The sequence below is a fragment of the Alcaligenes sp. PF14 genome (assembly GCF_037150615.1).
GTDB classification, from domain to species: domain Bacteria; phylum Pseudomonadota; class Gammaproteobacteria; order Burkholderiales; family Burkholderiaceae_B; genus Alcaligenes; species Alcaligenes phenolicus.
In genome coordinates, this window is record NZ_JBAGRS010000003.1 from 506,615 (window position 1) to 528,233 (window position 21,619).

Annotated in this window: 17 protein-coding genes; 14 read left to right on the forward strand and 3 right to left on the reverse strand. The window is 56.8% G+C overall.

The features are described 5' to 3' along the window. The first annotated feature begins 5 nt into the window (after positions 1-5). The 6 genes from WFM49_RS09350 to phoU all read left to right on the forward strand — a co-directional run bounded on the left by WFM49_RS09350 (position 6) and on the right by phoU (position 4,772). Positions 6-1,136: an ABC transporter ATP-binding protein gene (locus WFM49_RS09350; RefSeq protein WP_009461650.1), complete on the forward strand. Its 1,131-nt coding sequence runs from the start codon at positions 6-8 to the stop codon at positions 1,134-1,136. After that, a complete protein-coding gene (locus WFM49_RS09355) occupies positions 1,133-2,053 on the forward strand; it encodes an ABC transporter permease subunit (protein WP_254499573.1) in 921 nt (306 codons plus the stop codon). The genes WFM49_RS09350 and WFM49_RS09355 overlap by 4 nt, the downstream gene beginning before the upstream one ends. Further along, on the forward strand, positions 2,050-2,856 hold the full coding sequence (locus tag WFM49_RS09360; RefSeq protein ID WP_009461654.1) for an ABC transporter permease subunit: 807 nt from the start codon (positions 2,050-2,052) through the stop codon (positions 2,854-2,856). The genes WFM49_RS09355 and WFM49_RS09360 overlap by 4 nt, the downstream gene beginning before the upstream one ends. A 27-nt stretch (positions 2,857-2,883) precedes the next feature. Then, the gene (locus WFM49_RS09365) at positions 2,884-3,228 is read left to right on the forward strand and encodes a Spx/MgsR family RNA polymerase-binding regulatory protein (protein WP_009461656.1); all 345 of its coding nucleotides are present in this window, start codon (positions 2,884-2,886) and stop codon (positions 3,226-3,228) included. 38 nt (positions 3,229-3,266) lie between these two features. Then, positions 3,267-3,950: a ribose-5-phosphate isomerase RpiA gene (rpiA, locus tag WFM49_RS09370; protein WP_009461658.1), complete on the forward strand. Its 684-nt coding sequence runs from the start codon at positions 3,267-3,269 to the stop codon at positions 3,948-3,950. A gap of 87 nt (positions 3,951-4,037) precedes the next feature. Further along, on the forward strand, positions 4,038-4,772 hold the full coding sequence (gene phoU / locus WFM49_RS09375; protein ID WP_009461659.1) for a phosphate signaling complex protein PhoU: 735 nt from the start codon (positions 4,038-4,040) through the stop codon (positions 4,770-4,772). Between the two features lie 61 nt (positions 4,773-4,833). Here the strand turns inward: phoU and WFM49_RS09380 are convergent, their stop codons facing one another. From WFM49_RS09380 to argA, 3 genes are all read right to left on the reverse strand, one after another. Next, positions 4,834-6,120 carry an EAL domain-containing protein gene (locus WFM49_RS09380; protein WP_009461660.1) on the reverse strand — a complete coding sequence of 429 codons (1,287 nt, stop codon included), beginning with the start codon at positions 6,118-6,120 and terminating at the stop codon, positions 4,834-4,836. A gap of 368 nt (positions 6,121-6,488) precedes the next feature. Next, a complete protein-coding gene (locus WFM49_RS09385; protein ID WP_009461661.1) occupies positions 6,489-6,761 on the reverse strand; it encodes an oxidative damage protection protein in 273 nt (90 codons plus the stop codon). A 70-nt stretch (positions 6,762-6,831) separates the two neighbouring features. Next, positions 6,832-8,187: an amino-acid N-acetyltransferase gene (argA, locus tag WFM49_RS09390; RefSeq protein ID WP_009461662.1), complete on the reverse strand. Its 1,356-nt coding sequence runs from the start codon at positions 8,185-8,187 to the stop codon at positions 6,832-6,834. Positions 8,188-8,259: 72 nt separating this feature from the next. Between argA and hrpA the strand changes: the two genes are divergently transcribed. From hrpA to WFM49_RS09430, 8 genes are all read left to right on the forward strand, one after another. Further along, positions 8,260-12,051, forward strand: coding sequence for an ATP-dependent RNA helicase HrpA (gene hrpA / locus WFM49_RS09395; RefSeq protein ID WP_254499571.1), 3,792 nt, complete (start codon positions 8,260-8,262; stop codon positions 12,049-12,051). A gap of 157 nt (positions 12,052-12,208) precedes the next feature. After that, on the forward strand, positions 12,209-15,685 hold the full coding sequence (dnaE, locus tag WFM49_RS09400) for a DNA polymerase III subunit alpha (protein ID WP_336972917.1): 3,477 nt from the start codon (positions 12,209-12,211) through the stop codon (positions 15,683-15,685). Continuing rightward, entirely contained in the window at positions 15,682-16,788 is a 1,107-nt protein-coding gene (locus tag WFM49_RS09405; protein ID WP_083053968.1) for a glycosyltransferase family 4 protein, read from the forward strand. Before dnaE ends, WFM49_RS09405 begins: the two co-directional genes overlap by 4 nt. Beyond that, entirely contained in the window at positions 16,785-17,627 is an 843-nt protein-coding gene (locus WFM49_RS09410; protein WP_022983576.1) for a polysaccharide deacetylase family protein, read from the forward strand. The genes WFM49_RS09405 and WFM49_RS09410 overlap by 4 nt, the downstream gene beginning before the upstream one ends. Beyond that, on the forward strand, positions 17,600-18,406 hold the full coding sequence (locus tag WFM49_RS09415) for a glycosyltransferase family 2 protein (protein ID WP_009461667.1): 807 nt from the start codon (positions 17,600-17,602) through the stop codon (positions 18,404-18,406). The genes WFM49_RS09410 and WFM49_RS09415 overlap by 28 nt, the downstream gene beginning before the upstream one ends. Positions 18,407-18,439: 33 nt before the next feature. Continuing rightward, positions 18,440-19,156 carry a polysaccharide deacetylase family protein gene (locus WFM49_RS09420; RefSeq protein WP_009461672.1) on the forward strand — a complete coding sequence of 239 codons (717 nt, stop codon included), beginning with the start codon at positions 18,440-18,442 and terminating at the stop codon, positions 19,154-19,156. Then, positions 19,153-20,337, forward strand: coding sequence for a glycosyltransferase family 4 protein (locus WFM49_RS09425; RefSeq protein ID WP_247965788.1), 1,185 nt, complete (start codon positions 19,153-19,155; stop codon positions 20,335-20,337). Before WFM49_RS09420 ends, WFM49_RS09425 begins: the two co-directional genes overlap by 4 nt. Positions 20,338-20,495: 158 nt before the next feature. Beyond that, positions 20,496-21,611, forward strand: a complete 1,116-nt coding sequence (locus WFM49_RS09430) for a glycosyltransferase family 4 protein (protein ID WP_035270697.1) — start codon at positions 20,496-20,498, stop codon at positions 21,609-21,611. Positions 21,612-21,619 lie beyond the last annotated feature (8 nt).

Here is a 21,619-nt window from a genome sequence, read left to right on the forward strand (position 1 = left end):
GCATCATGCAAGATATCCGTACCGGAACCTCGCCCTGGATGGATGGCGAGGATGCTTTCGTGCGTGTGGACGAAGTCGTCAAGATCTTTGGCGACACCGTGGCTGTTCAGTCCGTGAGTCTGGACGTGGCCCGTCACGAGATTTTTGCACTGCTGGGCAGTTCGGGCAGCGGCAAGTCCACCTTGCTGCGCATGCTGGCAGGGTTTGAGGAGCCGACTTCCGGTCGGATTTACCTGGACAACGAGGACATTACCGACCTGCCGCCTTATCGGCGGCCGGTCAATATGATGTTCCAGTCCTATGCGCTGTTTCCGCACATGTCGGTCGAGGCCAATGTGGCGTTTGGCCTGAAGCAGGAAGGCGTGCCCCGCAACGAAATCCACGAGCGTGTGTTCGAGGCGCTGGACCTGGTGCAGATGGCGGGTTTTTCACGCCGCAAACCCAATCAGTTGTCAGGCGGCCAGCAACAGCGTGTCGCTTTGGCGCGTAGCCTGGTCAAGCGTCCCAAGCTGCTCTTGCTGGATGAACCCATGTCCGCATTGGACAAGCAGATTCGTCAGAAAACCCAGATTGAACTGGTCAAGATTCTGGAGCGTGTGGGAGTGACCTGCATTATGGTGACTCACGACCAGGAAGAGGCCATGACCATGGCCAGCCGACTGGCGGTAATGTCCGATGGGCAGATCATCCAGTCCGGTACGCCTTACGATGTGTACTCCTTCCCGAACTCGCGCTTTGTGGCGGGCTTTATCGGTTCCACCAATTTGTTCACCGGCGTAGTGACGGTGGACGAACCGGACCACGTTCATATCGAGTGCGAGGAGTTAAACCGCCCCTTGTATGTCAGCCACGGGATCAGCGAACCGCTGGGCATGGACGTGTATGTGTCCATTCGTCCCGAGCAGATCAAGGTGAGTCGTGAGTTGCCTTCCGAGGACACCAACTGGGGCCACGGCATCGTGACTCATGTGTCCTGGATGGGTAGCTACACCCGCTACCAGATTCGTCTGGACGCCGGCATGTTGATCGAGGCGCAAATGCCTAGCGGCACCTTGGCCCAGCCAGATGCTCCCGGCGTGGACGAAGAGGTCTACGTGTCCTGGTCCGACGACAGCGCAACGGTACTGAGCACATGAAGAACCTGTCCTGGCGCAAACTGCTGCCCACCAGTCGCACGCTGGTGGTCGCACCCACATTCCTGTGGATGATCCTGTTTCTGCTGGTGCCATTTTTGCTCGTGCTCAAGATCAGTTTTGCCGATCTTGATTTCGGGGTGCCGCCGTATACGCCCTTGGCCCAGTTTGCCGAGGAAAGCATTTCCTTTGTACTGAACCTGCGCGGCTATATCCTGCTGTTCAGCGACAATCTGTATTTGGCCACCTACGTCAGCTCCTTGAAGATGGCTGCCGTCACCACGATCTTTTGTATCCTGATCGGCTACCCGGTGGCTTACTACATTGCGCGCTCTTCACCCGCCGTGCGTAGTCTGTTGTTGCTGGCGGTGATTCTGCCTTTCTGGACCTCCATGCTGCTGCGTGTCTACGCCTGGGTAGGCATCTTGCGTGGCGATGGCCTGCTCAATCAGGTCTTGCTGTGGATAGGCATTATTGATGCGCCGCTGGAAATCTACCGCACCGATCTGGCCGTCTATATCGGTTTGATCTATGCCTATCTGCCATTTTTCATCCTCCCTTTGTATGCGAATCTGGTAAAGCTGGATATGCGCTTGCTGGAAGCGGCTTACGATCTGGGCGCACGTCCCTGGTCGGCGTTCTGGAATATCACCTTGCCCATGTCCATGTCCGGCGTGATTGCCGGTGCCATGCTGGTGTTTATTCCGGCCGTAGGCGAGTACGTGATTCCGGAAATGCTGGGTGGGGCTGACACCTTGATGATGGGCCGTGTCATGTGGACCGAGTTCTTCAATAATGCGGACTGGCCGATGGCTGCTGCCGTCACTTGCGTGATGGTCCTGCTCTTGATCATTCCCTTGATTTTCTTCCAGTACAGCCAGATGCGACAGATAGAAGCGCAACGGGGAGGCCGCTCATGACCAAGCCTAATCCCTGGCTGCGTGCCATCGTCCTGACGCTGGGCTTTGGTTTTCTGTACATTCCTATCCTGTTCCTGATCGTCTTTTCATTTAATGAATCGGCCATCATGACGTCCTGGTCGGGTTTTTCCTTCCGCTGGTACGAATCCCTGTTTCAGGATAAAGCGCTGCTCAGTGCTGCCAAGCTGTCTTTCCTGATAGCCGTGCTGACCGCGACCATGGCCACCATTCTGGGCACCTGGGCCGCCTATGTGCTGGCCCGTATGGGACGCTTCAAGGGCTTTGCTCTGTATATCGGTCTGGTCAGTGCACCGCTGGTCATCCCGGAAGTGGTGCTGGGTATTTCCCTGCTGCTGATGTTTGTGGAGCTGAACTCCCTGTTTGGCTGGCCGGAACAGAACGGTATCTTCACTATCTGGATTGGTCACGTGGTGCTGTGCACCGCGTACGCGACCGTGATTCTGCAATCGCGTATGCGTGAGCTGGATCGCTCTCAGGAAGAAGCGGCGCTTGATTTGGGTGCCACCCCCTTGAGGGCGTTTTTCCAGGTGGTCCTGCCTTCGATCGTGCCTGCCTTGATGGCGGCCTGGTTGCTGGCCTTTACCTTGTCGCTGGACGATGTGGTGATCGCCTCCTTCCTGTCCGGTCCGGGCTTTACCACCTTGCCGGTGGAAGTGTTTTCGCGCGTACGCTTGGGTCTCAAGCCCGAGATCAACGCGTTGGCGACCCTGCTAATTTTGGTGATTGGTATTTTTGTTGTGGTCGCCAGCCGCTTGCAGGTACGCCGCGAGCGTCGCGCCTGATTGATAAGGAGTATTGCCGTGTTCACGATGTATGGTTTGAAAAATTGCAGCACCTGCCAAAAGGCGATTGCCTGGTTTGAGCAAAACGGTCTGCCTTTGAACTTTGTGGATTACCGTGAACATCCCTTGGAAGCGGCCCGCCTGCAACAATGGGCGCAGGAGCTGGGTGGCTGGCCCAAGCTGGTCAATCGTGCCTCCATGACCTGGCGTAATCTGCCTGCGGAACGTAAAGAGCCGCAGGACGATGCCCAATGGCTGGCCTTGATTGCTGAATTTCCGGCGCTGGTGCGCCGCCCCTTGCTGATTACGCCCGAGGGCGAGGTCAGCGTGGGTTTCAACGAAGGCAAATTTGCCGCTCGTTTTCTTAAGTAAACCAAGGGGGGCCAAGCCCCCCCATTTTTATATCTGCCATGTACACACAGACCGAACTCAAACAACAGGTGGCTCAGGCTGCGGTTGATTACGTCCTTCCTTTCCTGACCCCGGATTCCATTCTGGGTGTGGGTACGGGTTCCACGGTTGATTTGTTTATTGATGCTCTGGCGGCGCACAAACATGCCTTCAAGGCTGCTGCTTCCAGCTCGGAGCGCTCGACCGCTCGCCTGCAAAGTCTGGGTATTGCAGTGCAAGACTTGAACACCATCGAACGCATGGACTGGTATGTGGACGGTGCCGACGAAATCGATGCGGCGTTGAACATGACCAAGGGCGGTGGTGGCGCTTTGACCCGCGAGAAAATCGTGGCTTCGGTCTCGGACAAGTTCCTGTGCATTGTGGACGACTCCAAACTGGTGGATCGCCTGGGTGCGTTCCCCTTGCCGGTGGAAGTCATCCCCATGGCCAAGAATGCCGTGGCTCGCCAATTGCGCGCCTTGGGCGGTAATCCCGTCGAGCGTACGGGCTTTGTCACCGATAACGGTGGCCTGATTCTGGACGTGTCCGGTTTGTCGATTGCAGACCCGGCTGCTCTGGAAGCCCAGATCAACAATATGCCCGGTGTGGTGTGCTGTGGCCTGTTCGCGATTACCCCAGCCAGCGTGGCCTTGATTGCCGGTCAACAGGGTGTGCGTACCCTGCCTGGCGACGGTTTCTGAATTTTAATGTCTCTGTCATAATCGGTGCTTAATCTATGCACGGATTAAGCGCTGGCGCGAGCCATTTTGCTGTTACAGAAGGCCACTATGAACGAACATACCAATAAGCAGTTTCACTCCGATCTGGAGGCCACCCGTTCGCTGTTCTTGCAGATGGGCGGTATTGTTGAATCTATGGTTCGCAGTGCGACCGAAGCCCTGCAAACCGGGGATATGTCGCTGGTTGACCAGGTTCGCGAGCGTGAAAAAGAAATCAACCGCCTGGAAGTGGAAATTGACGAGCGCATCACCAACCTGATCGCCCGTAATCAACCCACCGCCATTGACTTGCGCATGTTGCTGTCCATCTCCAAAATGCTGACCGATATGGAACGCTGCGGGGACGAGGCCGAGCGCATCGCCAAGATGGCTCGCCGTCTGCACGAAGGTACCGCTGGCTACGAGCCCGTGGTGGAACTGCGTCACATGAGCTCCTCAGTCGCTGGCATGATCAACGATGTGCTGGACGCCTTTGCGCGCCAGGATGCCGTACACGCAGCACAGATTGTGCGTAGCGACAAGGAAGTGGATCGTGAGTGGAAGGGTTCGCTGCGTCACATCATCACTTACATGATTGAAGATCCACGCACGATCTCGCACTCTATCGACCTGATCTTTATCGCCCGTGCGCTGGAGCGTATTGGCGACCACGCCAAGAACATGGCTGAACGCGTGATCTACATGGTGCGTGGTGACGACGTGCGTCACACCGGTGTGAAAAACACCGAGCGTACTGCACGTGGTGAACCCTTGCCAGAACCGGAATCCGAAGACAAAGCCTGATTCCGACCCGGGCCTTCTTGCTGCAAGCCTTGCATGACACCATGCAAGGCTTGTTTGCTTTTCAAAAACTAAAGCCGTAGCCTTGGGGGGCTTGGTCAGGATAGAACTGGGTACGTAGCAGTACCGCATCCTGCACCGTAATCAATACTGCTGAGTTCCACCAGGGCGGGGTCAGCGTTGGCAAGGCCAGCAGATAGCCCTGCACGCCGTGCGCACCGGACTGGCGCACAAACTCCAGATCAGCCTCGTCCTCGACACCTTCGATGATCACGTAGGGGCTGTAATCGGCGCAGACATTGACCAGATTGCGCAGCAAATGGGCTGGCTGACCGGGGCTGCGTGCCCGCAGCAAGATCGAGCGGTCAATTTTGATAATGTCGGCATGGGTCTGCACCAGAAAGGCGAGGGTGCTATTGCCCGATCCCGTGTCGTCCAGAGCAATCCGTACCCCCAGGTTTTGCAGTTGGGCAATCAGGCGCAGCGCCGTGGGCTTGTGGGCGATGGTGCCGGTTTCCGTCACCTCCAGAATCAGGCGCTGGGCCACATCCGGGCGACTGTCCAGATAGCTGAACAGATCCTGCCACCACAAATCGTCCTGCAGGGAGCCTGCGGAGATATTCACTCCCAGACAAAGACCAGGTTTTGTACTGAGCAGCTCCACCACACTGCCCAAGACACTGCGATCCAGCCGGGACACCAGACCTAATCGCTCCAGAGCGGCGATGGCCTCGGGTAAAGAGTAATCCGCCGTGCCACAGTGACGAATCAAGGCTTCTTCATAAAAGTCCTTGTTCTTGTGTTTTTCACCCAGGTGATAGATGGGCTGAAAGGCCAGGGCCAGCAGCCCATTTTGTAAATCATCCAGCATGCGAACTGCCAGACTCATATCGTCCCGGTACGTCTTGGCCCAAACTTTGTGCCAGGCGGCCAGCGTGGCTGGATGATTATGAGAGCAGGGGTTGGGAGCGGGAGGGTGGAGCTGATTCGTGTCGTACTGACGGCTATCGTAGTGGTAAGCCATCTGGGTGTGCAGGTAGATGCGGTGCTCATCCTGGGTGATGGGGTCACACTCCAGTGCCGCACCCAGCAATTGGGCCAGGGCATTGGGATGGGTACGCTGAAAGCGGTGTTGCTTGCCCAACTGCTTCAAGGCAATCAGGACAAAATCTCCCCGGATAAAGATTTCATTGGCAGTCAGCCCACAGTCCAGCAGCCTTTGCTGCACGGTATCCAGCACAAAAGCATGAAACTGCGGCCCATACAAAGCCTCCAAATAGCTCAGGTTGACCAGCCACAGGCGCAAGTGAGTGGAGTACTGGTCAATCTCGGGTAGGTCTAGGCGGCACATGAACTTCTTTTCCTGTGGGTAAAGCAGTAAGCGGCGGTGCTGTGCAGGGCTCGGCGCAAGGCTGCTCAGACATGGACACGTGATGGGCCGGTGTGGCTTGGGCACTGTATGCGCATCAAGGCCAGCCGTGATTTTGTGCCTTAGGGCTTCAGGTAACTGTAGAAAAATCCCATTTCTTTTGATTTTTGACCAGTCTGAAACTAACTTGTCGCGCAGCGTTTCATTTAATTACGTTTTGGCTGCGTGCTGAAGGTGGGGCTATTTGATAAGAATGCGGGGAAAGGCGGGGGAGTCGGGGGCAAAAATAAAGAAACCCCGGAGCACGATGGTAATGCTCCGGGGTCTGCGTGCGTGTCCTGAATCGGGACTTAAGCGGAAGGGGCGGTAAAACCGTCGGCTTCCACGTCCTTGTCTTCAAACAGATATTGCTCCATCTGTTCTTTCAAATACGTGCGGGCACGGGCGTCGGCCAGGTTCAGGCGGTTCTCGTTCACCAGACGGGTTTGCACGTCCATCCAGTTGGCCCAGGCCTGTTTGGAAATCGAGTGCCAGATCTTGGTGCCCAGCTCGCCGGGGTAGGGGGGAAACTCCAGGCCCTCGGCTTCCTGTTTCAGCTTCACACAGTGAATCATGCGTGCCATATGTGTTCCTTTTCAATCAAATGCTTGGATGGGCGTATTGTACTTAGGGGCGCAGGAGTGGCAAACCGGCTTACAGCTTTTTAATAAAGACCATGCTGTTGCGCGAACGGTTGTAATGCGACTGCTTGCCCTTGGGCAGATCGGACACGCCACCTTGTACAAAGCCACGCTTGATAAACCAGTGAGACGTGCGGGTGGTCAGCACAAAAAGACGCTTGAAGCCGGCCGCACGGGCCTTGGCTTCGGTATGGCGCAAGAGAATTTCACCTTCGCCCGAGCCTTGCCATTCCGGGTGCACGATGAGACAGGCCATTTCGGCCATGCTTTCTTCTTCGTACGGAATTAATGCCACACAGCCGTAAATAATGCCGTCGTGCTCCAGAACCGTGAACTGCTCCACCTCGCGCTCGATGACCGAACGGCCGCGGGGGACCAGGGTGCCGTCAATTTCAAGGGGTTCGATCAGTTGCACGATTGCACCCACATCGTCCAGATTGGCCGGGCGCAAATCGTCCAGTGTGTCTTCCACCACCATGGTGCCCACCCCATCGTGGGTGAAGATCTCCAGCAAAATGCTGCCGTCCTGCTTGTAGGGCACCAGGTGCGCACGGGCAATACCGCGTTTGACGGCTTGCGAGGCGTAGCGCAGGAAGGTGGAGCAGTCCTCGTCCAGCTTGCCCGAGGCCAGCAGGGAGTCGGCATCGGCACGAGCCAGCTCCGAATCGATATCCAGATTATTGGAGTGCCCGATATGCTCCGGGGTCAGGAAAATCAGCTTTTCAGCGCGCAGGGCGATGGCCGTGCTGGTGGCCAGGTCTTCCATGTCCAGGGTAAAGGCCTCGCCAGTTGGAGAAAAACCCAATGGGGAGAGTAGAATAAGCGCTCCTTGGCTCATGATCAGCCGCATGGCGTCCACGTCCAGTTTGCGTACCGCGCCAGAATGCTTGAAGTCCAGGCCATCAATCACGCCCACCGGACGCGCGGTCACAAAGTTGCCCGAAATGATGCGAATCTGGGCATGTGACATGGGGGTGTTGGGCAAACCCTGGCTGAAAGCGGCTTCAATATCCAGGCGAATTTCACCAGCGGCTTCTTTGGCGCATTCCAGAGCGACCGCACTGGTTGGCTCGGTACCGCGACCGAATTGCGTGGTTTCGCCTTTCAGGCGCAGTTGCTCATTGACCTGGGGGCGGGAGCCATGCACCAGCACCAGCTTGATGCCCAGTGCTGACAGCAGCGACAAATCCGGGATCAGGGTGTAGAGCAGTCCATCGTTGATGAGCTCGCCCCCAAAGGCCACCACGAACGTCTTGCCACGAAAATCGTGTACATAAGGCGCCACTTCCCTGAACCATCGCACAAATTGTGCCTGGGATTCATCAGGTGGTTCGATGGCGTTGTACGAGTCGGGGATGTCTGTGTTCATTGCGGGGGATCTTTGCGTCCAAATGGTTTCAAGCCAAAATTATAATGATGTCTGTACCAGAAACTACCTTTCATGCACGAGTCCGACGAATTGACTGAAAACCCACACTCTTTACCAACAATTTCTTATCCTGATGACCTGCCAGTCAGCGCCCGACGGGCCGAAATTGCGCAGGCGATCAAAGACCATCAGGTGGTCATTGTGTGTGGTGAAACCGGCTCGGGCAAAACCACCCAATTACCCAAAATCTGTCTGGAGCTGGGCCGTGGCCTGCAGGGCAAGATTATTGGTCATACTCAGCCGCGCCGTCTGGCCGCCACGTCGGTCGCCAAGCGTATTGCCCAGGAGCTGCAATCGGAGATTGGTGACTGGGTAGGGTACCAAATCCGCTTTAACGACAAGACCGGACCGCGCTCGGCCATCAAATTGATGACAGACGGGATCTTGCTGGCCGAGTCCCAGCGCGATCCCCTGTTAAGCCGCTATGACACGATCATTATTGACGAGGCCCATGAACGCAGTCTGAACATCGACTTTCTGCTGGGTTTTTTAAAGCAACTGTTGCCACGGCGTCCGGACCTGAAGCTGATCATTACCTCGGCCACAATTGATGCCGAGCGTTTCGCGCAGCACTTTGCCCACAAGGGCAGGAAGGCGCCTGTCATTGAAGTTTCGGGCCGTCTGTATCCCGTCGATATTGTGTACCGCCCGATTCTGGACCCGTCTTTGGTCGATGCCGAAGAACGCCGTTCCGCCTCCGAGGAGGAGCGGGATCTGATGCAAGGCATTGTGGATGCGGTGCAGGAATGTGCCCGGCATGGTACGGGCGACATTCTGGTCTTCCTGCCAGGTGAGCGTGAAATCCGCGAAGCCACCGAGGCGCTGGAAAAAGAAAAGCCCATCAATACCGTGATCCTGCCCTTGTTTGCGCGTCTGTCGCAGGCGGATCAGGAACGTATTTTCCGACCCAAAGGCAATGCGCGCCGTGTGGTGCTGGCGACCAATGTGGCAGAAACCTCGCTGACCGTGCCCGGCATTCGCTTTGTGGTCGATAGTGGTCTGGCGCGTATCAAGCGCTATTCCTGGCGCAACAAGGTCGAGCAACTGCGTATTGAAGCGATCAGTCAGGCCTCGGCCAGCCAGCGGGCAGGGCGTTGCGGTCGTATTGGCCCCGGTATCTGTATTCGTCTGTATGACGAGCAGGATTTCAAGAGCCGCCCCCCCTTTACGGATCCCGAGATTTTGCGCTCCTCGCTGGCCTCGGTGATTTTGCGCATGAAGGCCTTGCATCTGGACGATGTGGAAACCTTCCCCTTTGTGGAGCCGCCCACTGGCCGTGCGATTGCCGATGGGTATCAAATTCTGCAAGAGCTGGGTGCGCTGGATGAACAGCAGCGCCTGACCAAGGTAGGCCGTTCCCTGGCCAAACTGCCTGTGGACCCGCGTGTGGCCCGCATGATTCTGGCCGGTCATGAACATCATTGTTTGACGGAAATGCTGATCGTGGCCTCGGCTATGTCCGTGCAAGATCCGCGTGATCGTCCTGTCCATGAGCGTGAAGCAGCCAATCAGGCCCATGCCCGTTTCAACGACGACAAGTCCGAGTTCCTGTCCTATGTAAAGCTGTGGAACTGGTTGGAAGAGCTGTCGCAGGAACAAAGCTCGCAGCGCAAGTTTGCCAATAGCGTCAAACAGGCTTTGTTGTCCCCTTTGCGTATTCGTGAATGGCGGGATGTTCATACCCAATTACGCAGTCTGGTACAGGAGCAGCGCTGGGTCGCCAACCCCTCGGCAGCCACGTATGAGCAGGTGCATCTGGCCTTGTTGACGGGCTTGATCGGCAATATTGGCTACAAGAGTGAAGAAACGGGTGTCTACCAAGGCACGCGTGAATTGCGCTTTGTGATTCACCCCGGCTCCAAGCTGGTCAAGAAAGCAGGCCGTTGGATACTTGCGGGCGAGCTGATGGAAACCACGCGACTCTTTGCCCGCTGTGTGGCGCGTATCGAGCCGCAGTGGATTGAGAAAGTCGGTGCCCATTTGCTGCGCAAAACCTGGGGCGATCCGCGCTGGGAGAAGAAAGCCGGGCAGGTAGTGGCCAATGAGCGCGCTACCTTGTATGGCTTGCTGATTTACAGTGGCCGTCGCATTCACTTTGGCCGCATTGATCCGGTGCAGGCACGCGAGTTGTTCTTGCGCCAGGCTCTGGTGCCAGGCGAGATCGACTCCAACCTGCCTTTCCTGCGTCATAACCGTCAGCAGATACAGGCGGTAGAGCGTTTGGAGCACCAATCCCGCCGTCCCGATATTCTGGTGGACGAAGAACTGATTTACGCGTTTTACGATCAGCGCATTCCCAAGGACGTGTACCAGACCGCCACATTGGAAAAGTGGTTCAAGGGCTTGTCCAAAGAAGAGGCCAAGGGCCTGGAGCTGAACCGCGACGAATTGATGCAGCACGACGCAGCCGGCATCACCACCGAGGTCTTTCCGCGCTCCGTTGAATGGCAGGGCGTGAAGATGGCGCTGGATTATCACTTCGAGCCGGGCTCGGTGCGCGATGGGGTGACCTTGAGCGTTCCCTTGTTCGCCTTGAACCAGATCGACGCTGCGCGTTGCGAGTGGCTGGTGCCCGGCATGCTGAAAGAAAAAGTGCTGGCTTTGCTGAAATCCTTGCCGCAACGCATCCGCCGCCATTGTGTGCCGCTGCCCGATTATGCTGCCGCTTTTCACCAACGCTGGTTTGAAAAAGCAGCCGATCCGGGCATGAGTCTGCTGGACGCCATTTCGCAGGATATGTGGACTCAGCTCAAGCAAAGGCCGCAGCGCAGTGACTTCAAGCCCGAGACGCTGGCGACGCACTTGTTCATGAACTTCCGGGTCATTGACGAGCATGGCCGCATGTTGTCGGGCGGTCGCAATCTGGATCAGCTCAAGGCCGAGCATGGCCGTCAGGCCCAGGCCTCCTTCCAGCAAATGGCCGCCAGCGACGAACAGGTAGCGCAAGTGCTGGATCACGAGCAACTGACCAGCTGGAGCTTTGGTGAACTGCCCGAGCTGATGGAAATCAAACGCAAGGGGCGCAGCTTTATTGGCTATCCGGCCTTGATCGACAAGAAAACCCATTGCGATCTGGATGTGTTCGATGACCCGGCCCAGGCCCAGCGTCAGCACCGTCAGGGTTTGCGCCGCTTGTTCCGTTTGGCCCTGCGCGAGCAGGTGCGCTTTCTGGAAAAGAACATTACGGACCTGACTCGTATCAGCATGCTGTACATCAATCTGGGGACGCAGGAGCAATTGCGTGACCAGATTATTGATGTGGCTCTGGAGCAGTCCTGCATGATGGAGCCCTGGCCCAAGAACCAGGCCGAGTTCGAGGCTCGCGTGCAGGAGGGCCGCAGCCGTCTGGGTCTGGTGGCCCAGGAAGTGGCGCGTCTGGCCGGGCAGATTCTGACTGAATGGAGTGCCGCCCAGAAGAAACTGGCGCAAATCAAGGCCCACCCCGAGGCTTTGAAAGACATACAGCAGCAATTGAACGCCTTGATGCCCACCTTGTTTCTGGAAAGCAATGAATACGCGCAGTTGGCGCATATGCCGCGTTACTTGAAAGCGGTACAAACACGGGTGGACAAGCTGCGTGCCGACCCGGCTCGCGATCAACGCCTGATGCAGGATATGTCGGTTTTGCTGACCAAGTACCAGCGTGCCGTGGCCGCGCTGAAAGGTGCGACTGATAGCGGTTTGCGGGATTTCCGCTGGATGCTGGAGGAACTGCGTGTGTCCTTGTTTGCCCAGGAACTGCGCACCCCCATGCCTGTCTCGGTCAAGCGGCTGGAAAAAGCCTGGGCTGCCTTGCAGCGCTAGATTGTTTGTTATTTTGGTATTGGTCGGCAGGGGGCGGGTGATTGTGCGTTTGTTGTTCAGTGAGATGTGAACCAATCGAAACATATTGCCTGCCCTTATTCACCTTGAGCATCGCTTCAGGGTCACCAATGTCTATTGGCTTCAGTACAATTCCATCATGAGCGAAACCACCCCTTCCTTTGTCCATTTGCGATCCCACTCGGAGTTCTCCGTGGTGGACGGCATCGCCCGTATTCCCGAAATGATCAAGAAAGCGCAGGCCTATGGGCAGCCTGCACTGGCTTTGACGGACTTGTGCAACTTGTTTGGACAGATCAAGTTCTATACCTCGGCGCGTAAAGCCGGGCTGAAAGCCATCATGGGCTGTGATATCTGGCTGCAAAACGAGGAAGACCGCGAAAAACCGTCGCGCTTGCTATTGCTGGTGCAAAACGAGGCCGGTTACTTGAGCCTGTGTGACATTCTGACCCGCGCCTGGCTGGGTAACCAATACAAGGGGCGGGCAGAGGTACAGCGCGCCTGGCTGAAAGAGTGCAGTGGCTTGATTGCCTTGTCCGGTGCTCGTATGGGTGATGTAGGCCAGGCTCTGGCCGATGGCAATCTGGATTTGGCCCGTGATTGCGCCCGTCATTGGGCAGACCTGTTTCCCGGCGCCTTCTATATTGAACTGCAGCGCAGCGGTGCGGACGGCGATGAGCTGTATGTACAAGCTGCCATGCGTTTGGCAGCAGAGATGGACCTGCCTGTCGTTGCTACGCACCCGATTCAGTTTATTGCCCCGGACGATTTCCGCGCGCATGAGGTGCGGGTGTGTATTGCCGAAGGCGAACAGCTGGCCAACCCCAAGCGTGTGAAGCGTTTTACGCAAGAGCAGTATTTTCTAAGCTCGGACGAAATGCAGCAGCGCTTTGCGGACGTTCCTGTTGCGCTGGAAAACACGCTGGAAATTGCCAAGCGTTGCAACCTGGAGCTGGAACTGGGCAAACCCTATCTGCCCGATTTTCCCACGCCCGATGGCATGTCGCTGGGTGACTTCCTGATTCAACAGGCCAAAGACGGGCTGGAAATCCGCTTGAAGCAGCTGTATGCCGACCCCGAGGAGCGCGAGAAGCAACGCCCCACTTACGAAGAGCGTTTGATGTGGGAGTGCAACACCATTATTTCCATGGGCTTTCCCGGCTACTTCCTGATCGTGGCGGACTTCATTAACTGGGGCAAGCACAATGGCGTGCCCGTAGGGCCGGGCCGGGGTTCGGGGGCGGGTTCCCTGGTGGCTTACAGCATGGGGATTACTGATCTGGATCCCTTGCGCTATGACTTGCTGTTCGAACGTTTCCTGAATCCCGAGCGGGTATCCATGCCTGACTTTGACGTGGACTTTTGTCAGGACAACCGCGAACGCGTTATTGATTACGTTAAACAGAAATATGGCCGTCAGGCCGTCAGCCAGATCGCCACGTTCGGTACTCTGGGCGCAAAAGCCGTGGTGCGCGACGTAGGCCGTGTGCTGGAATTGCCTTACAGCCTGTGCGATGGCTTGTCCAAACTGATTCCTTTCAACCCCGCCGATCCCTGGACGCTGGAACGTGCGCTGGCCGATGAGCCGGCCTTTCGCGAGCGTTACGAGAACGACGAGGAAGTCAAAGCCCTGATCGATCTGGCCCGTCCCTTGGAAGGCCTGACCCGTAGTGTGGGCATGCACGCCGGGGGGGTCTTGATTGCACCCGGCAAATTGATCGATTTTTGCCCGCTGTATGCCCAGTCTGGCCCGGACGCCAACGCCGTGTCGCAATACGACAAGGACGACGTGGAGGCTGCCGGCCTGGTCAAGTTCGACTTTCTGGGGCTGCGTAACCTGACGATTCTGGACTGGGCCGTGCGCTATGTACGCCAGTTCAATGCGGACAAGCGCGAGTTCGACATCATGGCCTTGCCATTGGATGACGACGCCTCCTACAAGCTGTTGTGCGAAGGTAATACGACAGCGGTGTTCCAGCTGGAATCGCGTGGGATGAAGGAGCTGCTGCGCAGTCTGCGGCCTTCCACTTTTGAAGACATTATCGCCATGCTGGCCCTGTATCGTCCGGGGCCGCTGGAGTCGGGCATGGTGGTGGACTTCGTGAACCGTAAACACGGTCGAGCCGAGGTCGATTACTTCCACCCGGATCTGGAAAGCACCTTGAGCAGCACCTACGGAGTCATCGTCTACCAGGAACAGGTGATGCTGATCTCGCAGATTATCGGTGGCTACTCGCTGGGTGGTGCCGACTTGCTGCGCCGTGCCATGGGCAAGAAAAAGCCCGAGGAGATGGCCAAGCACCGGGTTCTGTTTGAGGAAGGGGCGGTCAAGAAAGGCCACGACCCTGAATTGGCGGTCAAGCTGTTTGACCTGATGGAAAAGTTTGCGGGCTATGGCTTTAACAAGAGTCACTCCGCTGCTTATGCTCTCATCGCCTATCAGACGGCCTGGCTCAAAGCCCACCATCCGGCCGAGTTCCTGGCCGCGACTTTGTTGTCCGATATGGACGATACCGACAAGGTCCAGATTTTCTGGAAAGACGCGCTGGCCAATGGCGTGGAAGTCTTGCCGCCAGATATCAATGCGTCCAACTATCGCTTTGAGCCTGTGCAGGATAGCTATACGGAAAAAGGCTTGCCGCCACGCACCATGCGCTATGGTCTGGGCGCCGTGAAGGGTACCGGTCAGGCTGCGGTTGAAGCGATTGTGGATGCTCGCAAGCAAGGCGGTCCTTTCACCAGTCTGTTTGATTTCTGCCGTCGCGTAGACCGCCATCAGGTGAACAAGCGCACCATTGAAGCCTTGGTGCGTGCCGGCGCTTTTGACACGATTGATGAAAACCGCGCCGCTTTGCTGGCCAGTATCGGTGCCGCTACCGAAGCTGCCGAACAGGCCGAACGTAGCGCCAACCAGTCTTCGCTGTTTGATGACGACTCCAACGATATTGTGGAAGGCGAGGTTGCGAAAGTGGCTCCCTGGAGCCTGCAAGATCGCTTGCGTCAGGAAAAGACGGCACTGGGCTTTTACTTCAGCGGCCATTTGTTTGACGCCTGGCGTGATGAGGTCCGCCGTTTTGCACCGACACCGTTGGCACGTCTGGAAGCGTCGCGCAGTCCGCAGTGGTTTGCCGGTGTGCTGTCAGCGGTGCGTGTACGCATGACACGTCGCGGCAAGATGCTTTACGCCATGCTGGATGACGGCTCGGCGCAGCTGGAAGTGGCCATCTTCAATGAGCTGTTTGAAGAGCATCGCCAGCGTCTGAAAGAAGACCAGTTGATCATCATCCAGGGCAAGGTCAGCAACGACGATTACACCGGCGGCTTGCGGATCAATGCTGATGCTATTTTTGACTTGCAGTTGGCCCGTGAAGCCCGTGCCAGTTGCCTGAGCATCGGCCTGAACAATAATGCCGACGCACAGCGTCTGCAAACCTTGTTGGCACCACACCGTGCCCAGGAGCAGGGCGGGGTGCCGGTCGAGGTACAACTGCTGCGTCCCGATTATGAGTGCGTGGTGCAGTTGGGCCCGCAGTGGCGTGTTCGTCTGGCGGATTCCTTGCTGGAGCAGCTGGAAGGCTGGGACGCCACGCGCGAGGTGGAGATCAGCTACCGATGAGGCCCTTGCGCATTCTGCACTCGGAAGCTGCCACCAGCTTTGGTGGTCAGGAAAACTACATCCTGCGAGCCATGCGCATCTTGCGCGAAAGGGGGCATCAGGTGGAGGCCGCCTGCCAACCCCACGCCCAGTTGACCGAGCGCCTGCGCGACGAGGGTTTTGTGGTTCATACCCTGTTGATGGATGGCCCGGCCAATTACATGCGCGGTGTGCGCCAGTTGCGTCGGGTCTTGCGCCAAGGTCAGTTTGATGTGCTGAACAGCCATAGCCGCCGTGACACCATGCTGGCCGGTGTGGCCGGGCGCCTGGCGGGAACCCCCTTGATTGTGCGTACGCGCCATCTGGCCAAGAAAGTGGGCTCCTTGATGTCTTACACCATCGTGCCCAAACGGGTGATTACGCCCAGCGATTATGTGCGCGATCACCTGATCGAGCGGGGCGTGAAACCTGGGCATGTTCGGGTGGTCTATCCCTGTGTCGATCCCAGCGTGATTGATTCAGCGCCCCTCCTGGATTTGCGTGCCCAGTTGGGTTTGGCGTCTGATACCTTGCTGGTAGGTTGCGTTGCCGTATTGCGGCGCGAAAAAGGCCATCATGAACTGATCGCCGCCATGCAGCCTTTATTTGATCGCTACCCTCAATTGCACTTGGTGCTGGTGGGGGGCGGCTCTCCGGGCTATGAACAGTTGCAGGCCTTGATCGCGGAGCTGGGCCTGCAAGGGCGGATTCATATGCTGGGCGCTCGTGCAGATGTGCCCTCGATTCTGCCCAATCTGGATATTTTTGCCTTGGCGACCCATATGGAAGCGTCGGGCACTGTTTTTGTGGAGGCTGGAAGCGCCGGCATTCCTGTGCTGGGCAGTCGCGTTGGCGGGGTCCCGGAGATGATGCAAGAAGGCCGCAGCGGTTTGCTGGCGGATTTGCACGACCCGGAGCAGTGGCGTGCCGCCTTGGAAAAAATGATCCGGAGCACGGAGTTGCGTCAGGAAATGGGAGCCGCAGGGCGCCTGTTTTGTCGTAGCGACGAGCGCTTTACCCCGGTTGCCATGGGCGACCGGCTGGAAGGCGCTTATTATGCTTGGTTAAAGGAGCTTCAGGGATGAAAGTGGCAAGCACCGTGCCCGTCATGATGTACCACCATGTCACCCCGGAAGGGGGCATGATCAATGCCAGTCCCGAGCATTTCGAGCAGCATTTGCAATGGTTGAAGAAAAACGGCTGGACCAGCCTGACAACCGAGCAATTTGTAGGCCATTTGCAAGGGCAGGGCGTACCGCCCAAATCGGTACTGATTACCTTTGATGACGGCTACCTGGATAACTGGGTCTACGCTTATCCCTTGTTGAAAAAATATGGCTTCAATGCCGTGATTTTCCTGGTGACAAGCTGGATCAATGAGGGGCCTGTGCGCCCTTATCTGGGCCAGGGCCAGGACGTGCCCGAATGCCCGGATCATCGTGAATGTGAAGCGCGTATCGAGCAAGGTCGCAGCGACGAGGTGATTTTGCGCTGGAGTGAAATCCACGCCATGCAGGCTGATGGTGTGTTCGAGTTCCACAGTCATACTCATACCCATACTCGCTGGGACCTGAGCGAACAGCGCGATCAAAAGAACGACAAGATGCGTTGGGAACTGGAGCAATCCCGTCAGACCTTGAAGGCCAATATGGGTATGGTCTCTGACCAGCTGTGTTGGCCGCAAGGCTATTTTGATCCTGATTATGTGCAGGTCGCCCAGCAAGCCGGTTTCCGCTATCTGTATACAACGCGCGCCTTCGGCTCCAACCAGCCTGGTAGCGATCCTTTGCACATTTATCGTTTCGCCGTGCGTGACACGACGGGCGTATCGGTAGGACGCAGGCTGAATGTTGCGGTACATCCCGTGATTGGTCCGATTTTCAACAGGTGGAAAGCATGGCGTCGTCGTCAACGACAGAAGTAGGGCAAAGCGCCGCGTCGAGTTCTGGCAAGCGCCTGTCCGTTATCCTGATTACGAAAAACGAGCAGGCGCATATTCGTGCCTGCCTGGAATCCGTTGCCTTTGCGGACGAGATTATTGTGGTGGACTCGGGCAGTACGGATGAGACGGTGGAGATCGCCCGTTCCATGGGGGCGAACGTGACGGTCACCCCGGATTGGCCCGGTTTTGGGCCGCAGAAGAATCGGGCACTGGATCAGGCCACGGGCGAGTGGGTGCTGTCCATTGATGCGGACGAGCGTGTTACGCCCGAGCTTGCACAACTGATTCAGCAGGAAATGACTCAGCCTCGTGGTACAGCTTACCGGATTGCCCGCCTGTCAGAGTTCGCTGGCCGCTGGATGCGCCATAGCGGTTGGTGGCCAGACCGGGTATTACGACTGTTCAAGCGTGGTACAGCCCGTTTTAACGACGCCAAAGTCCATGAAAGCGTGCAGACCGAGCATCCAGTCCTGGTCTTGGATGGACATTTTCTGCATTACCCCTACGCCAGCCTTGAAGTCTTTATCGACAAGATCAACCGTTATTCCTCGGATGCGGCCCGTCAAATGCAGGCCAAGGGCAAGACCACCAGCCTGCCGGGCATTGCTGGCCATGCCAGCTGGACCTTTGTGCGTCACTATATTGTTCGACGGGGTTTCCTGGATGGCCCGCAAGGCTTCATTCTGGCGTGTATGGCCGCTTCTGGCAGCCTGTTTCGATATAGTAAGCTGTGGTATTACACCCGTCAGAAGTCTGATTAGCCCCTTATAATGCCGCCTATGATTCCGATTCTTATGTACCACCAGGTCGGGGTGCCTGCTCCCAAGGGCTCGCCTTACCGTGGTTTGACCGTGCATCCTACTGATTTTCGGCGCCAGATGACTTGGCTCAAGCGCTTGGGTTACCGTGGTTTATCCATGGCGCAACTGATGCCGTACCTGCGGGGTGAAAAGCAGGGCAAGGTTGTGGGGATCAGCTTTGATGATGGCTACCGTAACGTCTTTCAGAACGCTATGCCGGTGCTGGATGAATTGGGCTTTACGGCGACCAATTACATTGTGGCGCGGCATCTGGACGGTTCGAACTTCTGGGACCAACCCAAAGGAGTGCCGCATTCCGGTCTGATGTCCTTGCCAGAACTGCGCGCCTGGGTGAACGCCGGTCATGAAGCCGGTTCGCATACGCTGGACCATGTGCATCTGACCGATGTGTCCTCGGAAATTGCCCATTACCAGATCGCGCAATCCAAGGCGGAGCTGCAAGACGTGCTGCAAGTGGAAGTCAGCGCGTTTTGCTATCCCTATGGCGATCAGAATCAGGCTATTCGTGAACAGGTGCGTCAGGCTGGTTATCTGAATGCCACCACGACCAATCGCGGTCTGGCTCGTTCAGACGATGATTTGTTTGACTTGCCCCGTGTGACGGTCTCGCGTTCCACCAATATTTTGCGCTTCGTGCAAAAGTGCGTGACACGCCTGGAAGACAAGCGTCGTACGGTTTCCCGCTCATGAGCTCAGATCAAACCCGCGATACTCCCGCTGCGATTCCCGAGCGCCTGCGCATCGCTTTTGTGGTCGACCGTTTCGGTAACCGCTTTGGCGGCGCTGAAGCGTATGGGGTGGAGCTGATGCGCGAGCTGGCCGAAAAACACGAAATCACTGTGTTTGCGCGCGAATATGACAGTCGCTGTGATTTGAAGCTGGCCTATGTGCCTATTCGACATTGGTCGCATTGGCCGGGCTGGATACGCGGCATCCTGTTTGCCCGTCAGGCCGCCAAGGCCACGGCGCAAGGTTTTGATATTGTGCACTCGCACATGAACGGCTGGTGCGGGGACGTGGAAGTAGTGCATGTCACCCCCGTGCGGTTTAACTGGCGCGTGCGGCCTTTGCCTTTATTGAAAAAACTGGGCTCCTACTTCAGCCCGAGGGTCTGGGGGTATCTGGGTTTGGAAAAACGCCGTTTGCGCCCTGGTCCTCATGCCGTAGTCGCCGTTTCGGGCCTGATTGCCGAACAATTGCAGCAAGCCTATGGCAGCGTGCACGACTATCCCGTCATTGCTCCCGGTGTGGCCTTGCCGCAAGCCGATGCCCAAGGCCAGGAGCGCACCCAGGTTCGCGAGTCTTTGGGTTTTGCGAACGATCAGGTTGTCTGCCTGTTGGTGGCTCGTAATCCGCTGCGTAAAGGCTTGAATACGGTGCTGGAAGCCTTGGCGAAACTGCCTTCTCATTATCGATTGCTGGTGGTGGGCGGAAAACCGGGTTTGCGTGACCAGATACGCCAGCAGCTTCAGACTCTGAATATGCAGGATCGCGTTATCCTGCAGGGTGAAACCTCTAACGTCGAACCTTTTTATCGCGCTGCCGATATCTACGTGCATCCCACCCTGAATGACAGCTTTGGCATGGCACCGCTGGAAGCCATGTCCTATGGCTTGCCGGTTGTCCTGAGCCCGGCTCCGTGGTGCGGCTTTGCCCAATATGTGCAGGGCGGCTATCACGCATTGCTGCTCAGCCATCCGGAGGATGCTCAGGAACTGGCTCAGGCGATTGAGAAAATCAGCAAGGACCCGGCCATGGCCAGGAACCTGATCGAGAACTCGCGTGAGTTATTGGTGCAATTCAGTTGGCCTGCCGTCGCGACTCGCTATCAGGACCTGTATCAAAAAGTGTTGCTTCGCCGCCAAGATTAAAGGCAGGTGCAGCCAGGTTTTCTCTTTTACCGAGATTAAATCGTCAAAACTGCTGTTCAGTCATTGTTCAGCTTACGCAATAGCGGATACACTTTGTGGCCTGTAGATGCTCGATCTGAGTATTTGTCTGTCATTCACAGCCGCTGACGGAGCGAGTTTTGAAGGTCCTGATCACTGATATTCACCATGGTAATGGCGGTGGCCATGTCACCTATATTCTGGGTTTGTTGCGCGGTTTGGCCCATCAGTGTGAATTCACTCTGGCGGCACCGGCAACGGGCCGACTGTATCGGGAAGCGTCGCAGATACCCGGTGTAAGAGTGTTGCCAGGCCTGTATACCGCCCGTATCGGGACGGCCTTGTCGGAAATCTGGAACCTGCGCCGTTTTTTGCAGCGCGAAGCCTTCGATATCGTGCATTGCAATGGCAGTACCGATCATCGTCATGTCATGATCGCCTGCAAAACCTTGTCGAATCCTCCCGTTATTATCTGGACCAAACACAATACCAAGCGCCTACACAGCATGGGTAACCGTTTGCGGGCGCGCTTTGGGACTGATCTTTGCATTGCTGTCAGCGATTATGTTGCCCGCCAACTCGCCAATTCTGATTATCGGCGTTGCAACGTTGAGCGGATTTATCACGGTCTGGACTTGGAGCATTATTCCCCGGTTTCCGCGCAGGAAAAGCAGGCTGCACGCCAAGCACTTTTCGGCGCTGATTTGGCAGAGAACAGTTTGGTGCTGGGCTCAGTGGGTGGCACGGATCTGGAAAAAGGTTGGTTGCTGCTGGTTGAAGCAGTGTCCCGTCTGGAGCCGGAACTCAAGCAGCGCGTTCGGATTGTGGTAGCAGGTGATCCACCTGCGCAGGCTGTTCGGGAGCAAGTGCAGGCTTTGGGCTGTGCCGAACAATTGGTTTTCCCCGGCTTGGTTAAGGATGTGCGGTCGATCCTGGCTGCCTGTGATGTGGGGTTTGTGCTTTCATACAAAGAGTCGGCCTCGTACGCGTGCTACGAATCCTTGGCTTTGGGGCTGCCCGTCTTGATCTCCAATGCGGGTGGTTTACCGGAAAGCATCGAGCATTTGCATGAGGGTTGGGTGGTGCCTTGTGGAGACGTGGCAGCCATTGAGGCGCATGTCCGAGACATGTTATGTCAGAAGTACTGCTTGCATACCGTGGGCAAGCGTGCCAGGCAGCGCGCAGAAAACCGTTTTGATGCGCAGCGTTTTTCGGTGGATACCTATCAGGCCTATTTGAAGGCGCGGGCGCTATAAAGTCAGGT